The 18,476-nt window shown below is 37.7% G+C and carries 16 protein-coding genes; 9 read left to right on the top strand and 7 right to left on the bottom strand.

Going from position 1 to position 18,476, the window contains the following annotated elements:
- The first annotated feature begins 314 nt into the window (after positions 1-314).
- Entirely contained in the window at positions 315-731 is a 417-nt protein-coding gene (locus ASE74_RS06195; protein ID WP_235526018.1) for an NUDIX hydrolase, read from the top strand.
- A gap of 267 nt (positions 732-998) precedes the next feature.
- Here the strand turns inward: ASE74_RS06195 and ASE74_RS06190 are convergent, their stop codons facing one another.
- From ASE74_RS06190 to ASE74_RS06165, 6 genes are all read right to left on the bottom strand, one after another.
- The gene (locus ASE74_RS06190) at positions 999-1,604 is read right to left on the bottom strand and encodes a hypothetical protein (RefSeq protein ID WP_055905760.1); all 606 of its coding nucleotides are present in this window, start codon (positions 1,602-1,604) and stop codon (positions 999-1,001) included.
- Positions 1,594-2,097 carry a sigma-70 family RNA polymerase sigma factor gene (locus ASE74_RS06185; protein ID WP_055905757.1) on the bottom strand — a complete coding sequence of 168 codons (504 nt, stop codon included), beginning with the start codon at positions 2,095-2,097 and terminating at the stop codon, positions 1,594-1,596. The genes ASE74_RS06190 and ASE74_RS06185 overlap by 11 nt, the downstream gene beginning before the upstream one ends.
- A gap of 118 nt (positions 2,098-2,215) precedes the next feature.
- Entirely contained in the window at positions 2,216-2,548 is a 333-nt protein-coding gene (locus ASE74_RS06180) for a hypothetical protein (protein ID WP_055905754.1), read from the bottom strand.
- Positions 2,549-2,562: 14 nt separating this feature from the next.
- Positions 2,563-3,024: a pantetheine-phosphate adenylyltransferase gene (gene coaD, locus ASE74_RS06175; RefSeq protein ID WP_055905751.1), complete on the bottom strand. Its 462-nt coding sequence runs from the start codon at positions 3,022-3,024 to the stop codon at positions 2,563-2,565.
- A 294-nt stretch (positions 3,025-3,318) separates the two neighbouring features.
- A complete protein-coding gene (gene rsmD, locus ASE74_RS06170) occupies positions 3,319-3,858 on the bottom strand; it encodes a 16S rRNA (guanine(966)-N(2))-methyltransferase RsmD (RefSeq protein WP_055905748.1) in 540 nt (179 codons plus the stop codon).
- Positions 3,849-4,655 carry a DUF3822 family protein gene (locus tag ASE74_RS06165; protein ID WP_055905745.1) on the bottom strand — a complete coding sequence of 269 codons (807 nt, stop codon included), beginning with the start codon at positions 4,653-4,655 and terminating at the stop codon, positions 3,849-3,851. Before ASE74_RS06165 ends, rsmD begins: the two co-directional genes overlap by 10 nt.
- Before the next feature lie 390 nt (positions 4,656-5,045).
- Here ASE74_RS06165 and ASE74_RS06160 point away from each other — a divergent pair, with 390 nt between their 5' ends.
- The 3 genes from ASE74_RS06160 to ASE74_RS06150 all read left to right on the top strand — a co-directional run bounded on the left by ASE74_RS06160 (position 5,046) and on the right by ASE74_RS06150 (position 8,676).
- The gene (locus tag ASE74_RS06160; RefSeq protein ID WP_055905742.1) at positions 5,046-6,185 is read left to right on the top strand and encodes a putative sensor domain DACNV-containing protein; all 1,140 of its coding nucleotides are present in this window, start codon (positions 5,046-5,048) and stop codon (positions 6,183-6,185) included.
- A 265-nt stretch (positions 6,186-6,450) separates the two neighbouring features.
- Complete coding sequence (locus ASE74_RS06155) at positions 6,451-7,884, top strand: ATP-dependent RecD-like DNA helicase (RefSeq protein ID WP_055905739.1); 1,434 nt, start codon at positions 6,451-6,453, stop codon at positions 7,882-7,884.
- A gap of 117 nt (positions 7,885-8,001) precedes the next feature.
- The gene (locus ASE74_RS06150; RefSeq protein WP_235526017.1) at positions 8,002-8,676 is read left to right on the top strand and encodes an MCP four helix bundle domain-containing protein; all 675 of its coding nucleotides are present in this window, start codon (positions 8,002-8,004) and stop codon (positions 8,674-8,676) included.
- Between the two features lie 334 nt (positions 8,677-9,010).
- On the opposite strand, the gene ASE74_RS06145 is transcribed toward ASE74_RS06150, so the two are convergent.
- Entirely contained in the window at positions 9,011-9,856 is an 846-nt protein-coding gene (locus tag ASE74_RS06145) for a S1 RNA-binding domain-containing protein (RefSeq protein ID WP_055905733.1), read from the bottom strand.
- Positions 9,857-10,126: 270 nt separating this feature from the next.
- Between ASE74_RS06145 and ASE74_RS06140 the strand changes: the two genes are divergently transcribed.
- The 5 genes from ASE74_RS06140 (at position 10,127) to ASE74_RS06120 (ending at position 18,141) form a co-directional block, all read left to right on the top strand.
- Positions 10,127-10,729, top strand: coding sequence for an LURP-one-related/scramblase family protein (locus ASE74_RS06140; RefSeq protein WP_055905729.1), 603 nt, complete (start codon positions 10,127-10,129; stop codon positions 10,727-10,729).
- 188 nt (positions 10,730-10,917) lie between these two features.
- Positions 10,918-12,654, top strand: coding sequence for an ABC transporter ATP-binding protein (locus ASE74_RS06135; RefSeq protein ID WP_055905726.1), 1,737 nt, complete (start codon positions 10,918-10,920; stop codon positions 12,652-12,654).
- A complete protein-coding gene (locus tag ASE74_RS06130) occupies positions 12,638-14,398 on the top strand; it encodes an ABC transporter ATP-binding protein (RefSeq protein ID WP_055905723.1) in 1,761 nt (586 codons plus the stop codon). The genes ASE74_RS06135 and ASE74_RS06130 overlap by 17 nt, the downstream gene beginning before the upstream one ends.
- A gap of 63 nt (positions 14,399-14,461) precedes the next feature.
- Entirely contained in the window at positions 14,462-15,352 is an 891-nt protein-coding gene (locus ASE74_RS06125; RefSeq protein WP_055905720.1) for an SMP-30/gluconolactonase/LRE family protein, read from the top strand.
- Between the two features lie 365 nt (positions 15,353-15,717).
- The gene (locus ASE74_RS06120) at positions 15,718-18,141 is read left to right on the top strand and encodes a DUF4982 domain-containing protein (RefSeq protein WP_055905718.1); all 2,424 of its coding nucleotides are present in this window, start codon (positions 15,718-15,720) and stop codon (positions 18,139-18,141) included.
- Positions 18,142-18,476 lie beyond the last annotated feature (335 nt).

The raw sequence follows: 18,476 nt of genomic DNA, 5'->3' as shown, positions 1-18,476 counted from the left end.
ATAACTCAACAATTTTTCTACTTTAGGGGAATCAAACATTCAGATTTATTCGTGTTGGAATGATACAATTGAATTATTTGATTTGAGTTTAGCGCGTTTTAATGTCTTTTTAAAAATATATGCCGAGAAATTATAGAATTTATATCAACGATAACACTTTATTTATCTCAGATTTTCTGCCCGAACAAAAAGAAAAAATTCAACAACTTGAATTTCAGGATTTTGATTTGCAGATGTTCTACAAAAAACTAAAGAACGGGTCAAAAAAAAGCTATATTTTTTTAACAAAGAATCCTAAGGAAACGTTTAAAAAATTGAAAAAAGATTGCACAATCATTAAAGCTGCGGGTGGTTTGGTAGAAAGTGCAAACGGAAATTACCTCTTTATTTTCAGAAACAAAAAATGGGATTTGCCGAAAGGCAAGTTGGAGGAAGGTGAAAAAATGAAAGAAACCGCTGTTCGCGAAGTAGAGGAAGAATGCGGGATCAGGGTTTTTAAACGGGAAGAAAAGCTTTGTAAAACTTACCATGTTTATCCAATCGGTTCGAAAATGGTAATTAAAAAAACAAATTGGTATAAAATGAAGGTTAAAGGTGAACCTAATTTGATACCACAAAAGGAAGAGGGAATTGATGAAGCCGTATGGTTAGATAAAAACCACATTTCTCCGGTAGTTAAAAATACTTTTCCATCAATAATGGATGTGTTGAGGGCCGGGGGGATCTTGTAATTATTCCTTCGCACAGATTGTATTGCCGAAATTATTTTTAGCAGGTGGAAATCACCTTAACTTTGCCAGATTAAACTTGTTGAAACTTTTTAAGATATTTATATCCGCATTTATAGATCTGTTAGTAAGGTGGTCATGGCGAGGAGGAACCAGGAAAGCAATCTTTCACATTAGTGATCCTTGCCATAAAGATTGCTTCGTAGGCTGAAAAAGTTTCTCGCAATTGACGATTTAACAGAAATTATGATTAAAAATCTTAGAGGTACATTACTCATAATCTAGTTCATCAACTATTTTTTTTACCTGTTTTAAATGTTTTCCGTAATAATACCAGGCCCACAGTTCGGTAATTGCACCAATAATTAAAATGGAAACAAAGCAGTTTAATAGAATATAAACAGATGATAATTTGCTTAAAATCCTAATGAATATTGAAGCTTTTTCAATAAAAAGATATACCGCTATCAATGCGACCCCAATAAAGGCGATAATGTACGTTAGGGCTTTATAAAGTTCTACATTCAATTTCATTTCATAGTAAAACCACAGGATATTTTTGCGTGTATCCAGGCTCATATCGTAAGAATTTTTATAAAAGCGGTAAAATTTAAGAAAGTAATATGCTGTAAAACCACAGGTAATGGCATAAAACATTAAAAATACCTGAACCATCGTTTCTGAAAAGTTAAAAAGATAAGGAATGAAAGCCATGATAACCAAAGCAATAACCTGGTAAAAAAACTCATGTTTCATCTTTCCCCTAATCCTATCAACGGGAGTATGTGCCTGTTTTATTTGTAACATATCTTTAGAAATGTTGTTCCCTTCAGGATTTTCAGCATTCCATTCGTTTTTGATATCGTCAAAATTCATAACCGTTTTTCTTTATAATGAATTGTAATTTTTCTTTTGTTCTGTTTAGCTTAACCCTTGCATTTACTTCGCTGATGCCAAGGTTTTCAGCAATTTCACGATGGGATTGATTTTCGAGAAAAAGAAATATCAATGCCTTTTCGATCATATTTAACTCTTGAACTGCAGTATACAGATAGGCTAATTTCTCCTCTTTACCTTCGCTGTCGTTTACATCTATGATGTCAATATTTTCGTCTAAATGTATTTTATCAATCTTTTTCTTATCCTTTTTAAAATAAATCAATGCCGTATTTAAGCATACGCGGTACATCCAAGTGGTAAATTTAGCGTTACCCTTAAAAGTGGGATACGCTTTCCAAAGTTGTAATACGATTTCTTGAAACAGATCACGTTGTTCTTCAACACCGTTCATATACATTTTCGAAATTTTATGTATAATCGCTTTGTGTTGATTAATCAGGTTGATAAATATGTTTTCTGTTTCTTTCATTTAATATGATAACCCATTGGTAACGGATTGATTAAAACGTTACAGATTTATTGAAATAAAATTAAATGAATCCTCTGCCGTAACGTTTGGCTACAACTTAAATAAGTATTGTTACAGATTATTTAATAATTGCTGTATAAATAGCGCCAATGATCAGGAATAAAAAAGTGCCGGTTAAAATTGCAGCGCCTGTGTACAGGTACAATGGGGTTTTTGAAAGCTTTTCATACACTTTAGCGTTCTCACTTATTACGTTATTGTTGCTAAAGTTACAGCTATCGCAACTCATTGCTGTGTATTTTTCGGCAGGAAGGATTGGAATACCGTTGATTTGGTAATATTTCTGAATGATGCGATAGGTTACTGTTTTCTCATTGCAATTATCACAGCTTGCCAACTCATCTTCATAAAAATTGAGCAGTTTCTCCGTTTTGCCAAAATGAACGAGCATAAAGAGTCTGATTTCTATAAAAAACTAAGTGCTTCTTTGGGTACAAATGGACTTACATCGCCATGGTTTCTTAAAATATCGCGTACTATTGTAGAGCTGATGGCCGAATATTCGGGTTTACTTAAAAGCAGAATGGTTTCTACTTCAGGCATCATGGTTTGGTTAATTTGTGCGATGGCTCTTTCATATTCAAAATCTGCTGCCGAACGGATGCCGCGTACCATGTAAGTGGCATCAATTTTTCTACAGAAATCTACTGTTAAACCTTCGTAAGTTTGAATTTCGATATTTTGATAACCGCTAAAAACAGTCTGTAATATTTGAAGACGCTGTTCTGCACTTAAAAAATTCTGTTTGGAACTGTTCAGTCCGATACCGACTACAATTTTATCGAAAAGTGGTGTTGCACGTTGTAAAATATTTACGTGAGCAATAGTGATCGGATCAAATGAGCCTGGAAATAGCGCTATCTTCATGATTCAAATATATATTTTATAGCGGAATTATTTACCACAAAGACACGAAGGACACAAAGCGGGTTAATTTTTTTGCCACGGAAGCACGGTTTTACACTGAATTTTTTGGTTTGGTTTTAACAATTAAGGAATTAAGAACGTTAAGGTGATTTTTGGCATTGCGGCTGGAGCAGGCTGCCCATTTTTAGTCTGATTGCAATGAAAATCAGGACTAAACGCCGCCTAATGCAAATATGCCCGCCTTTAACGAAGAAAATAATATTATATTGGCTTAGGTTAAGCTTAGTACCTTCGCTACTCGCTATACTCAAAAAAACTAAAAGAAGAATTGCCGTATTTCCTGGTTTCGGTATAACCTGGCTGACTGTTCAGTTTCATGTTGCTTTGGTGTTCCACAATCAACAAGCCATCGGGTTTAAGTAGTTTTTGCTCTTTCACCATTACCGGAATCTGTGGGATGTTTGGCATGTTATAGGGTGGGTCGGCAAAAATCAGGTCGTAAGCGCCTGTCATTTGTTTTAATAACTTAAAAACATCGCCTTTGCGAACATCGATTTGATTAAACTGGTGTTGCTTGGCTGTATTTTTAACCCAGTTTACACAACCATAATCCATATCAACGGATAAAATGCTTTCTGCGCCGCGTGAGGCAAATTCGAAGGTTAAATTTCCCGTTCCGCAAAACAAATCGAGTACGGTACAGGTTTCGAAATCATATTTGTTGTTAAGGATATTGAAAAGTGCTTCTTTTGCCATATCCGTAGTTGGGCGCACAGGTAAATTTGCAGGGGGCTGCAAACGGATGCCCTTCAATTTGCCGCCAATTATTCGCATAAATCTAAAGCAAGCAGGCCGCTAAAATAGTGTTTTGGCATATCTGCCAATAGTTCGCTATTCTGTTTTCCGGCTGGAAGGAAGAAATAAAGTTGATTAAAATATTTTAATAAGCAATTGTAATGCTCATCATCTTCGTTAATAATGCCTTGTAAATAAACCGGAATAGTATCGGTTAAACCCAATTGTTCGATCATCAACAAAAGGAAATAATTAAATTCCTCGGCATTTTCTGATTCATAATGATTTTGGAAAACAACTTTTTTATCCTTTATATACAATACATTGAAAGATACTGCTGTAAAATCGATCAGTAAAGCTTCATCAGCCAAATGGTTAAATAAAACCATCAAGGGTTCTGATTGTGGGAAAATGTTGGTTTCTTCGGGCAAATGGGCTTTCACATTTTCGTTTAAACAAAAGATGGTGTTAAAGCCAAGTTCGTCATTATGTTTTGTGTACACCTTTGCGTCCGTACCTAAATATTTGGAGTAAACGGCTAAATTTTCACCGTCGAACCATTCATCAGGAATAAAAATGAAATTTGAGGTATGAACGGCTGCTTTTACAGCTGAATAGGATAAAGATAAGTAACTATCGGTTTCAAATGCAGATTTTAGCTCTTGCTGAACGTCATCGCAACCTTGTTTATCGAAAATAACATTAATTTCTTCGGTATCCTTACCTACAATTGCATAAGAGAAGCTATCATTCGTTATTTTTAATAATAAATGGCAGTTTGCAGATGCATCGGCTTTAAAATTCGGATCAACTAATAAGAGACTATTGTTACTCATTGAAACAAAAATAGAGTTTTTTAAGGATTAACTGTAAGATGAGGTTTAATTTTTTGGTTTTGACTTGTAGTGCTTTAGTTTTTTGCCACAGAAACACGAGTTCACAGAAATAATCCCTTGCCATTTTGTTTACTAATTGCCCAATGAACATTTTATACTTAAAGCACCTTAGTTTATTTTAGTGAATTGATATACGCCCAAATTATTTAATAAACTTTATGTGCTTTGCACCTTCGTGTTTAATCTTGTCGCTGCGCTTTGCGGTAAAATGAACCTCAAAAATATCTGTGTTTATCTGTGAAGATGTGTGGTGAAACTGTCTGTATTTTTTTACCAAAATCAAACCTTTAGGGTATTCAAAAATCGAAATATTCGGCTTAAATTCGGAACATGAGTTACAAGCCTACCTATAAAGCTGCAAACACCATTGCGGCTACTATTGAACAACATTTTGTTAAGCTGCATAAAAATGCAATTGAACAAGGTGAGATAGATCTGGCTACTCAACCGGATAGGAAAATAATTGAAGCGATAATTGATGTTGCTTTTTGGAGCAGCCTCCGCAAGGAAGAAGGGCATTCGCCACGGATTTCGATTGCATTTTTACCTCCCGAGCAAGCGTCGAAACCTTTGCGATTTGCAAAAAAGCTAGCTTTAAATGCCAATACTTTAACTAAAATAGCACCCGGAATTGAACGTTCTGGAATACATTTAGGCGTTTGGGAAGAGGACGGCGAACTTTATATCTGGGGCACAACTTTAAATATACCCAACTTTTGTTTTGTTGTAGATGTTTCTGAACCTGGATTAATCGTAATTAAACACCGTCGGATTTACGGCATAGGTAAGTTTACCAATGTTGCGGTATTGAAAGGAGAGCAGATCAGGATTGTAGACGATAGGAGCTGTACAAACAAAGATTGTCCGCCAATTTTACAGGCCTTATTAGATCTTACAGTTTTGGCGAGCTGGAATGATCCCATCAATATTCTCATTCAGTTTTCGGTTTCAATGCGTGCGCATGGCCGTGGGGGAGCTTTGTTAATTGTACCTAAGGGCGATACGAAATGGGAAGAATCCATTATTCATCCGATACAATATTTAGTAGAGCCTCCTTTTTGCGGTTTATCTAACCTGGCGAAACAAAATGGCAACCAGAGCGAGATTTTTTCACAGGGTGCTGTACGTCGTGAGGTTGAGCATTTAGCAGGTTTAACCGCTGTTGATGGTGCAACAATTATTAATGAGGAGTTTGATCTTATTGCATTCGGGGCGAAAATCGGTCGCGCTAAAGGAAAACCAACCGTAGAGCAGATTGCTTTTTCTGAGCCGATTGTTGGTGGTGAGGATAAGATTTTATATCCCGGACAGCTGGGTGGCACCAGGCATTTTTCTGTTGCGCAGTTTGTTAATGATCAGCCACAATCAATTGGTTTAGTGGCTTCTCAGGATGGTCATTTTACTATTTTTAGCTATAGCAAAAAACAGAATATGGTAATGGCACACCGCATTGAAACGTTACTTTTGTAATAAGCCAGGAGCAAAGGGCTGAAAGCATAAATCATAGCGATTGCATTTGTTGGAAAAGGCACTGTACTGCTAATCGGATACGGTTGTCCGTTTTTCCGCTAAATTCCCGATCAAACATTTACAAAAAAACGAATGTTAATCTAGATCGTGAGATACCGCTTCAATACGGTTTAATTAATTGAGGGCTGTGCTCAAAACTCAGTTTATTATTTCATGTGTAATCTACAATTAACCGATTAACTGTTTAAAAAATTAACCACAAAAGATGATAATCGATAAAAGTCAGCTTATCGCTTCAGCATACGAACACACACCCACTAAGGAGCAGTTGCTTTTTTGTGAGCGGATGTCGGTGTTTTTGCAACAGGATGATGAATACCGCTGTTTTGTACTAAAAGGTTACGCTGGTACCGGTAAAACTACTTCTGTAGCGGCTTTGGTTAAGGTTTTGAAACAATTTAACCTGCGTAGCGAACTTTTGGCACCAACAGGTAGGGCGGCTAAAGTAATGAGCCAGTATTCGTACCGGAAGGCGCTCACCATACACAAAAGGATTTACCGTAAACGTTCGGCAGCATCGCCAGAAATGCAGTTTCAGCTGGCACCAAATCTTGCAGAAAATACACTGTTTATTATTGATGAGGCATCTATGATTGCTGATGAGTTTAATGAAACGGGTTCTTCGATACTGAGAGATTTGCTCGAGTTTGTGTACAACACCAAAAATTGCTTTTTGCTTTTTGTAGGTGATACCGCACAATTGCCTCCGGTGGGCAGTTTAGATAGTCCGGCACTGAACGAGCAATACCTGAAAGATAAATTTGCATTAACGGTATCATCTGTAGAGTTAAAAGAAGTGGTGCGACAAGGGAAAAAATCGGGTATTTTGGCTAATGCAACCATGCTTCGTAACCAGATTGCGAAAAACCCGGAAAATCCCTTGCCTAAATTCCTCACCAAAAGTTATACTGATATTTATAACATGCCTGGTGCTCGTTTGGTTGAAGGATTGGAATATGCATACCGCAAATTTGGTATGGAAAATACCCTTGTGGTTTGCCGTTCCAATAAATCGGCCAATGTATACAACCAACAAATTAGGGCTAGGTTGCTGTACCGTGAAGAAGAGTTAACAGGCGGCGATCAGATTATGGTGGTACGGAACAATTATTTCTGGCTGCCTGATAATGAAGATACTGCTTTTATTGCCAATGGCGATATGGCAAAAGTAATCCGTGTGAGGGGGGAGGAGGAGCGTTACGGTTTCCGCTTTGCCGATGCTACGTTGGAATTTATGGATTTCCCAGCTGCAGGGCAGATCAGCTGTAAAGTAATGTTAGATACGCTTAATTTAGAGAGTGCGAACCTCCCATACGAACAAAATAAAAAGCTTTTTGATGGGCTTAATGAAGATTATGAGCATATTGCCAACAAGCGGCAGCGGATGCTGGCCATTAAAGCAGATCCTTTTTATAATGCCCTGCAAATTAAGTTTGCCTATGCGGTTACCTGCCATAAGGCTCAGGGTGGGCAATGGGATGCTGTTTTTGCCGATCAGGGGTATCTTACTGAAGAAATGATTGATCTTGATTTTCTTCGCTGGTTGTATACGGCGGTAACCCGTGCTAAAAAAGAGTTATATTTAGTCAACTTTGCTCCACAGTTATTCGCAAAAACGGCACAGGAAGATTACTTTTAATCGCTATCGTCATGCTGAATTTATTCAGCATTTATCCTGCAAACACTCCATGATATGAATTCGGGGCGATGGTTAAGTGGCATGCAAGCACGAAGAATTTTAATACTAACCAACTATATGATGAAATTTGCCTTTAGTCTTAAAAACAAACTGAAAATCGCTTTCCTACTTTTTTGCATCATGTGTTGCACCCTGTTAATCCGCTTTTTGGAAGATAAGAGTTTAGAAAAAATTAATGAGTCTTTTATTTCGATGTACAATGACAGACTTGTGCCGGCAACTGATTTATATTTTATTGCCGAAAACCTGTATTATAAGAATGAGATTCTTCAGGGAATTTTGTTGGGCGATACAGTTGTTCAACTTTCAACCGGGATTGCAAAAATGAATAAACACAACCGGAAAATAGATTCGGTGATTAAAAAATACGAGCTTACTTTATTGGTGAAGCAGGAGAAAAGCTTTTTGAATGAGCTTAAAAAGGCTTTGGTTTTTCAGCAAAAAGTAGAGTCGGGCATACTGAATGCAGTTGGCATAGAAGGTAAGGGTATTTATGAATCGATGGGCAAAAATGCGGCTAACCAAACCCTGGCCAAACTCTCTGCGCTTATTAAAATACAATCTAACGTTGGTAAAGAATTGATTAAAGATTCAGAAGTTTTTGTTTCAGGCACAAAAGTTTATTCTACTTTGCAGGTTATATTAGCTATCGTAATCGGGATTATGATTGTGGCAATTGTTTCAGCTTCTAATGCGGTGAAAATTCAGAGCGATAAGTTTAATTTGAATTAGGTTTTTTGCTACGGAGACACGGAAAACTATTCCGTGTTAATCTGTATTTCCGTGGCTGAATTATTTTGCTTATTGGTTGGTGTCACACCGACCAACATTATCTATCTACTGTATTATATTTATCCAATTTGGAGGTGAGTATGCCCCTTTCGGTCGGTGTGACACCAACCGATAAAATAAGATTTCTCCATTCCGCTTTGCTTCAGTCGAAATGACGATTTATATATTGGCCACGGAGGCGCGGAAATCACGCAAAACTATTCCGTGTTAATCTGTGTTTCCGTGGCTAAATTATTTATAACATCTGTGTTTATCCTTTTGATCTGTGGCTAACTTATTCTGCTTCCTCGTCTGTAATCAATCTGATCGAATCGTCAGAAAGTACAATCAGGCGCTCTTTGTATAACGAACCAATGGTTTTTTTAAATGCACTTTTGCTGATCTGGAAGCGGTGATAAATATCTTCAGGAGAACTTTTATCGCCCAATTCAATTACGCCACCACTTTTTTTCAGCTCTCTCAACATCATTTCTTTCGAATCGAGAATATGGCCATACCCACTTGGTTGTAATGTTAAATCAATTTTACCTTCCACACGGATTTTCTTAATCCATCCTTTACGCATTTCGCCCGGTTGGATATTATCGAAAACCTCGTTATTGTAAAGCAAACCGATATAAGTATTGTTGATGATTGCATTGAAACCAAGATCGGTTTCTTCGGTAATTAACAGGCTCACCTCATCACCTTCTTCAAAATCGAAACCATCTTCTTCAACAAAATCGTAAAGTTTAGAAGAAGCCAGCAAGCGGTCGTTACTTTCATCTAAGTATAGGTAAACCACATATTTATAGCCTTTTTGCATCGGCCTTTTTTGTTCGCGATCTGGAACATAAACATCTTTATCGATACCAAGATCCATAAATACGCCTTCATCACCATCAGATACTACTTTCAAAAAGGCAAAATCGCCTACTTCGGCATAAGCTTTTTGTGTTGTTCCTGTTAAGCGGCCATCTTTTTGTACAAAAACAAAAACGGTAATATTATCGCCAATTTCTACGCCATTCGGAACGTATTGGTAAGGCAGGATGACCAGTTTATCGCCATCGGTTAAGTTTAATCCGGCTTCTGTTTTGCTTAAAATCCTTAACTCGTTGTATTTTCCTATTTCAATCATGTGTTTTGGGTTTAACCATTTTCTTCAATGGCTTTTGTTGCAAAGGTAGCAATGTTTGTTTGCAAAATTGATTTTAAATCATTTGGAAGGGTACTGTAGTCTTTCATCGGAAAATGTAGGCGGGCTGTTCGCTAAATCCTCGATGAAAAATCGGGGATATCGCTGCCATCCCGTTTAAAATGAGCGCTTGTGCTGCGAATACGCCTTATTAGAACTTACAGTAAAAAAAAATTATATATTTTAGCGGCTTATCTAATATTAATCTACAATATGAACAAGCAGATTCCTCCATTTTTTTTAAGCGACGAGTATTTTATTGATGAGAAAGTAAACTTCTTAAAGTTTGCAAACGAGTACAAAGTGTATAACGATCAGGGTGCTCAGATCGGGATTATTAAGCAGCGTATTTCTGGCTGGCAAAAGGCTTTAACCTTATTGATTGATAAGCGTATGATGCCTTTTAAATTAGAAATTACCGATACCAACGACCAGTTGCAGGCCACCATTACCAGAGGCTGGACGTTCTGGATGTCGAAAATAATTGTTACCGATCCGCTTGGTGTTGAAGTGGGTATTATCAAACAAAAATTTAAGTTCTTTAAACCCACTTTTACCATTTCGAGTCCAACATCGGGTGAGGAGATTGCCAAAATATCTGGCGATTGGAAGGCCTGGAATTTTAGCATCACCAATAATGTAGGTGCTGAGATGGGCAAAATAAACAAAAAATGGGCTGGCGCTTTGAAAGAAGTTTTCACTACGGCCGATAAATACAATGTTTCTATCGATCCCAGTTATGCCGAAAGTAATCAAAAGGTTGCGATTGTGGCTACAGCGATTACCATTGATATGGTTTTGAAAGAAAGCAAATAGTATAAATGATTGAATTATTGAATGATTGAATGAGTGGATGATTGAATCTAAGGAAGATTGATTTAATTAAAATCCCCCTAAAACATTCACTCACTCAAAATTCAATCATTCTCTAATTCATTATTTTCTAATTTAATCATTTCTTTCGGCTAAATTTGGAATCTACAATTTAAGGTATCTTCATTGATATGGAAAAAACCAAAGGAGCCAAAAAGCCAAGTATTTTCAGTTTGCTTGGAAATTACAGGGGCTTAATTTTTATGCTGATCCTCTTTGCATTACTAAGTAACGGTATCAATTTACTTTTACCGAAAATTATTGCAAGCGGTATCGATTCTTATACCAACAAAACATTCAACCTTCAAACAATACTTTTCCAGTTTTCACTTGCCATTGTATTGGTTTTTATCTTTACCTATTTACAGAGTATTGTACAAACCTATGCTTCTGAACGTGTGGCCAGAGATTTAAGAACCAGGTTATCTGATCAGATTTCGCGACAAAGCCATGCCTACATCATTCAGGCAAACCCGTCTAAACTGCTCACCAACCTTACCGCAGATGCCGATTCGATAAAAATGTTTGTTTCGCAGGCAATTGTTTCCATCTGTTCATCTATTTTTCTCATTGTTGGGGCCAGTATCCTGCTGCTGATGATTAACTGGAAACTGGCACTTTGTGTAATTGCAATTGTACCCATTATTGGCGGTGCATTTTTCTATGTGTTAAGCAAGGTAAAAGTACTTTTTAAAAAGAGCAGGGAAGTTATCGATTGGCTTAACAAAGTAATTAGCGAAAGTATTTTAGGTTCGGCATTAATTCGCGTAATTAACTCACAGGCTTTAGAATACAATAAGTTTTTAGATGCAAATGCCAAAGCAAGAGATTTAGGGATTTCCATCCTTCGCATGTTTGCGGCACTTATTCCGATAATTGTTTTTACAGCCAATTTATCGGGCTTATGTATTCTGGTACTGGGTGGCCATTTTGTAATTACAAATTCAATGTCGCTAGGAGAGTTTACAGCCTTTAGCAGCTACTTAACCCTTATCATATTCCCCATTTTGGTAATTGGGTTTATGAGCAATGTAATTGCGCAGGCTACGGCCTCTTACCAAAGGATAGAAAGTGTGCTAAATGCTGCAGAAATCAATCATCCCGGTACACTTACTACCCAGCTAAATGGCGATGTGGAGGCGAAAGACATTAATTTAAGTTTTGGGCAGAAACCAGTTCTGAAAGCTGTTTCATTTTCTGCAAAGGCAGGTTCAAAAACAGCTATAATCGGTCCAACTGCTGCAGGGAAAACCCAATTGCTGTATATTTTAACGGGTTTGATTGATGCAGATTCTGGTGCGGTATTATATGATGGGGAAGAGATTAAACATTACAATCAGGAGAATTTCCACCAGCAGGTAGGTTTTGTATTTCAGGATAGCATTATGTTTAACATGAGCATCAGGGAAAACATTGCTTTTAGCGATACCGTTACAGATGAATCTCTGGCCAAAGCAATTGCCACAGCCGAACTTAAAGATTTTGTTGATGCCTTGCCCGATCAGTTGAATACCATTGTTTCTGAACGGGGCAACAGTCTTTCAGGCGGACAAAAACAACGCATTATGCTTGCCCGGGCATTGGCGGTAAATCCAAAAATATTATTACTTGATGATTTTACCGCCCGTGTTGATAACAACACCGAGAAAAGGATTTTGGAGAACATCCAGCAAAATTATCCGGGTTTAACTTTACTATCCATCACCCAAAAAATAGGTTCTGTTGAACATTATGACAAGGTGATTTTGCTGATGCAGGGCGAAATCATTGCAGAAGGAACTCATCAGGAATTACTGAAAAGCAGTCCTGAATATGTTCAGATTTACAATTCACAACAGAGCACCAGCAATTATGAACTACAATCTTAACCAGCTTAACACCGGGCAGGAAAAGCAATCTACTTATAAGGCGCTAAAGAGTTTGCTTAAACTCATCTCTGCCGAAAGAAGAAATCTTTGGCTGGCACTCATTGCCATTTTAGTAAATTCAGGTTTATTGCTTTTGGGGCCATTATTGGTTGGGCACACGGTTGATACCTATATCCGTACCAAACAATTTCATGGTGTGCTTATTTTTGGCGGCATTTTATTGGTGATGTACATGATTGCCATGGTTACCGGGTATACCCAAACCAGGTTGATGGGTGGGGTTGGCCAGCGCATGTTATATACTTTGCGCAATGCCATTTTTAATAAACTGCAAGAATTGCCGGTTTCGTTTTTCAATCAGAATAAAGCCGGAGATTTAATATCGAGGGTAAATAACGATACCGATAAGCTCAATCAGTTTTTCTCACAATCGTTAATGCAGTTTATAGGCAGTATTGTAACCATGATTGGTGCCGGTATTTTCTTGCTTTCGATTAATCTGGAACTTGGTGCGGCAACATTATCGCCCGCTGTGGTTATTGTGCTTTTCACGGTGGTTTTATCGCCATGGGTAAAAGGAAAAAATGCCAAAAACCTAAAAAGCGTTGGCGGCATGAGTGCCGAAATACAAGAAAGTCTGAACAATTTTAAAGTAATTATTGCTTTTAACCGCAGAGATTATTTTAGGAAACGTTTTGACGAAGCCAATGCCGAAAACTATAAAACAGCCATTGGGGCAGGTTTGGCCAATAACATTTTTGTGCCGGTTTATGGCCTGCTGTCGAGCGTTGCACAGTTAATTACCTTATTATTTGGTATTCATCTCATATCTAACGGTAATTTTACCCTGGGTTTATTGGTGAGTTATATTGCTTATACCACCAATTTTTATAATCCACTAAGGCAATTGGCCGCCCTTTGGACCAGTTTTCAGGTGGCTATGGCAAGTTGGGACAGGATTTCGCAGATTTTATCATTAGAGAGTGACTTAAAACAAATCCAAGGTGAAGGAACCACAACTTCTGATGCTTTGCTGGAATTTAAAAATGTGCATTTCTCATATGATGACAGTAAAGAAATTCTCCATAACATTAACCTGAGGTTCGAAAAAGGAAAAACTTATGCTTTAATTGGGCCAACCGGGGGTGGCAAAACAACCACAGCATCCTTAATTTCCCGTTTGTACGATGCCACAAAAGGTACTGTTTTGTTAAATGGGAAAGATATCCGTTCTTTTTCAGCGCAGGAGCGAACTCAGAAAATCGGTTTTATTTTACAGGAGCCATTTTTATTTACGGGCACTGTAAAAGAAAATATTTTGTATGGCAACAGTCAGTACAAAGATGTTAGTGATGCAGAATTGGAAAAAATAATTGAAGAAGCCAATCTGAATGCACTCCTGGCGATATTTGATGAAGGATTAAATACGCAGATCACCTCTGGCTCAGACAGTATAAGTTTAGGACAGAAGCAGTTGCTTGCCTTTATGCGTGCAGTTTTACGAAATCCTGAATTATTAATCCTCGATGAGGCTACAGCCAATATTGATACCATAACCGAACAACTTTTAGGTAGTATTTTAAACAAACTCCCGAAAGAAACCACCCTCGTAATTATTGCACACCGTTTAAATACGATTGAAAATGCCGACGAAATTTATTTTGTAAATGAAGGAGAAGTGCAGAAGGCAGGTACGTTGAATGATGCATTAAATATGTTACTTAAAGGGAAGCGGGTAAGTTAATATCTTTAAAGATCTAGCAGGTTTCGAAAACCTGTGGGGTGTAATCAAATAATAATAACACAAATGAAAAAGTATTTATTTTCGCTGGCATTTTCTGCCTTAAGTATAGCATCCTTTGCACAAAGCAACGATCAAAACATTTTTGTTCAAGATAGCTTAAAGTTGATTTCATCACAATTTAAATTTACTGAAGGTGCATCGGTTGATAAACAGGGAAATGTTTTTTTTACCGATCAGCCAAACGATAAAATCTGGAAATATAGTTCAGATAACAAGCTGAGCCTATATATGGATAAATCGGGCAGGGCCAATGGTACCTACTTTGATAAAAAAGGCAACCTCATTGTTTGTGCTGATGAAAATAACCAGATCTGGTCTATCGATAAGAACAAAAAAATTAAAGTACTCTTCAACGATTATGAAGGCAAAAAAGTAAACGGACCAAACGATATCTGGTTAGATGCCAAGGGAGGGATTTATTTTACCGATCCTTACTATCAGCGTGATTACTGGACGCGTAAATCGCCCGAAATACAAGGAGAGAAAGTGTATTACCTGCCAAAGGGCAAAAAAGAAGCGGTTGTAGTTGCAGATGATGTAATTAAGCCTAATGGAATTGTAGGTACGCCAGATGGTAAATTTTTATACGTTGCTGATATGAGCGCCAATAAAACATACCGTTATACCATTAATGCGGATGCTAAACTAACAGACAGGCAGCTTATTCTTAACCAAAATTCGGATGGGATGACTTTAGATAGCAATGGAAACATTTATATAACAGGAAAAGGCGTAAACATTTACAAACCAAGCGGAGAAAAAATCGGACATATTGATGTGCCTGAGGAGTGGTGTGGAAACATTTGTTTTGGTGGAATAAAGAAAAATATACTATTTATTACGGCCTCGAAATCGCTTTATGTAATGCCAACGAACGCAAAAGGAGTAGAGTAACAGCCCTTGAACAACGTTAAATACCTGATAATTAAGGATGAATTAAACAGAAAATTTTTTCTGTTCAGTTTATTCATACCCAAAAAATATTAAAGTCATTATTTAGTTTTGAGCTTCCTACTTATAGGGATAGACGACTATGAAAAAGCCCTCTCAGGATTGAAGGGCTTTTTTACTTTTAACGCGCTGTTCTGAAAATCAAAACAAACAAATACTGCTGGCAATAAACTTCACATTTTTGACTAAATTTTAAGCAATAAAAGCAAAAATTTTAGTGCAGAAAAGCATGTAATTAACATTGGATGTGGTAATGGTTTAAAAAGAAGTTATCTTGCCTGTCGAATCAATCATCCAAAATATTCTAAATGAAAAAAATCTTTTTCTCGCTTGTTATTGCTGTACTTTTCCATTTAAATGCCTTTGCACAAAGAACAGAAATCCTGTTAGATGAAGGCTGGAAATTCTCCAAAGGAAATTTTTCAAATGCTGCCGAATCTACTTTTAACGATACACGCTGGGAAACAGTTGCTGTTCCGCACGATTGGGCCATTAGCGGGCCATTTGATAAGGAAATAGATAAACAGGTGGTTGCAATTACTCAGAACGGAGAAAATAAAGCCAGTGAAAAAACAGGTCGTACCGGTGCTTTACCTTATATAGGTGAAGGTTGGTACAGAAAAAAACTGAATCTGCCGGCAATTAAGCCAAATCAACAAGTACTGCTTCAAATCGATGGAGCAATGAGTGAGCCACGCGTATACCTGAATGGCAAACAGGTTGGGCAATGGAATTACGGTTACAACTATTTTTATATTGATATCACCAATGATTTAAAAGCGAATGACAATATTTTGGCCATTCACCTGAGGAATATGCCAAAATCGTCACGCTGGTACCCTGGGGCAGGTTTATACCGCAATGTTCATGTAATCATTAAAGAAGATAAAGGTATCGAACAATGGGGCATCACCGTTACCACCCCGATAGTTAAGAAAGAATTTGCCAAAGTAAATATTAAAACCAAACTGACCGGAAAAGGGATTCGCTTGGTAACGCAGATTTTGGATAGTTTAGGAAAACAGGTAGCACTTGATACAGCAAAATCCATCTTCGGAAATGAAACTGATCAAAATATAGAAATCAGCAATCCTAAACTCTGGAGTCCGGAGAGGCCATATTTGTATACCTCAGTATCGAGTGTTTATGAAGGAAACACATTAAAAGATGTAGTGAAAACGAGGTTTGGCATTAGAAGCATAAGTTTTAGTGCTGGTATAGGTTTCAGCCTTAACGGTAAAGTGAGAAAATTTAAAGGCGTTTGTTTGCACCACGATTTAGGGCCGCTTGGTGCTGCCATTAACACCGCTGCATTAAGGAGACAGTTAACCATTTTAAAAGAAATGGGTTGCGATGCCATCAGAAGTTCGCACAATATGCCTTCGCCCGAGCAACTGGAGCTTTGTGATGAAATGGGCTTTATGTTTTTGGCAGAAAGTTTTGATGAATGGGCAAAAGCGAAAGTGGAAAATGGTTATCATTTGTATTTTAACACCGATGCCGAAAAAGATGTTGTAAACCTGGTGCAGGCCAATAAAAATCATGCATGTATTGTAATGTGGAGTTCAGGAAATGAAGTTCCCGATCAGTTTGGAGCAGAAGGGGTTAAGCGGGCCAAATGGCTTCAGGGAATTTTCCACCGCGAAGATCCTACCCGCCCGGTTACTGTAGGGATGGACCAGGTGAAAGCAACCATGCAATCGGGTTTTGGAGCTGTAATGGATATCCCAGGTTTAAATTATCGGGTACCCCTTTACGAAGAAGCAAATAAGGTATTTCCTCAGGGATTTATCCTTGGATCAGAAACCGCATCAACCGTAAGTTCGAGAGGGATTTATAAATTTCCGGTAGTTAAGGGATTTGATAAACAGTATCCTGATTTTCAGTCCTCATCTTATGATCTCGAATATTGCAGCTGGTCTAACGTGCCCGACGATGATTTTGTAATGCAGGATGATAAGCCCTGGGTAATAGGGGAGTTCGTATGGACAGGTTTCGATTACCTTGGCGAACCAACTCCTTACGATAGCAGCTGGCCATCAAGAAGTTCTTATTTCGGAATTTCTGATCTTGCTGGCTTACCTAAAGACCGTTATTATTTGTACCGGAGCCGTTGGAACAAAACAGCACCTACCTTGCATTTACTTCCACATTGGAACTGGGAGGGCAGAGAAGGGCAAACCACACCTGTATTTGTATACACCAGTTACGATAGTGCCGAACTTTTTTTAAATGGTAAAAGTTTAGGTATACGTAAAAAGGATAAATCAACACCACAAAACCGTTACCGGTTAATGTGGAAGGACGTTAAGTACGAGCCTGGCACATTAAAAGTGGTGGCGTTAGATAGTAATGGGAAGCCTGTAGCCGAAGAAAAAATTAATACCGCAGGCAAACCAGCTAAAATAGTACTTACAGCTGATCGAAAACAGATTAGTGCAGATGGAAAAGACCTTTCTTTTGTAACTGTATCTGTGGTAGATAAAAACGGAAATCCTTGTCCTACCGCAACCAATGCTTTAAATTTAGAAGTAAAAGGAGCAGGCAAATTTAAAGCAGTTTGTAATGGCGATGCCACTTCTTTAGAGTCTTTCGTAAAACCAACCATGAAGTTGTTCAGCGGCAAATTGGTTGTTTTAGTACAATCGGATAAAAAAGCTGGTGCAATACAGTTGAAAGTTAAAGGTAAGGGGTTGCAGGATGGTGGTGTAGAAATTGTTGCTGTGAAGTAGTGATTGGTTATCTGATTGGGCTTTTCTTTTGATTGGAAAGATTTCTCGGCTGCGCTGTGCTTCGCTGGAAATGACGGTTGCCATAAAATAAATCGTCATTTCGACCGTAGCGGAGAAATCTTTGATTGTGATTTTAAACATTATTGAGTRWGATCTTAAGCACTTTAAAAAATTTCTCGGCTGCGCTATGCTTCGCTCGAAATGACGGTTGCCATAAAATAAATCGTCATTTCGACCGTAGCGGAGAAATCTTTGATTGTGATTTTAAACATTATTGAGTTTGATCTTGAGCACTTTAAAAGATTTATCGGCTGCGCTGTGCTTCGCTCTAAATG

The sequence above is a fragment of the Pedobacter sp. Leaf216 genome, assembly GCF_001421515.1.
Taxonomy (GTDB): Bacteria; Bacteroidota; Bacteroidia; order Sphingobacteriales; family Sphingobacteriaceae; genus Pedobacter.
The sequence above is the reverse complement of the archived record's forward strand: the minus strand, read 5'-3'. Positions and strand labels throughout refer to the sequence as shown.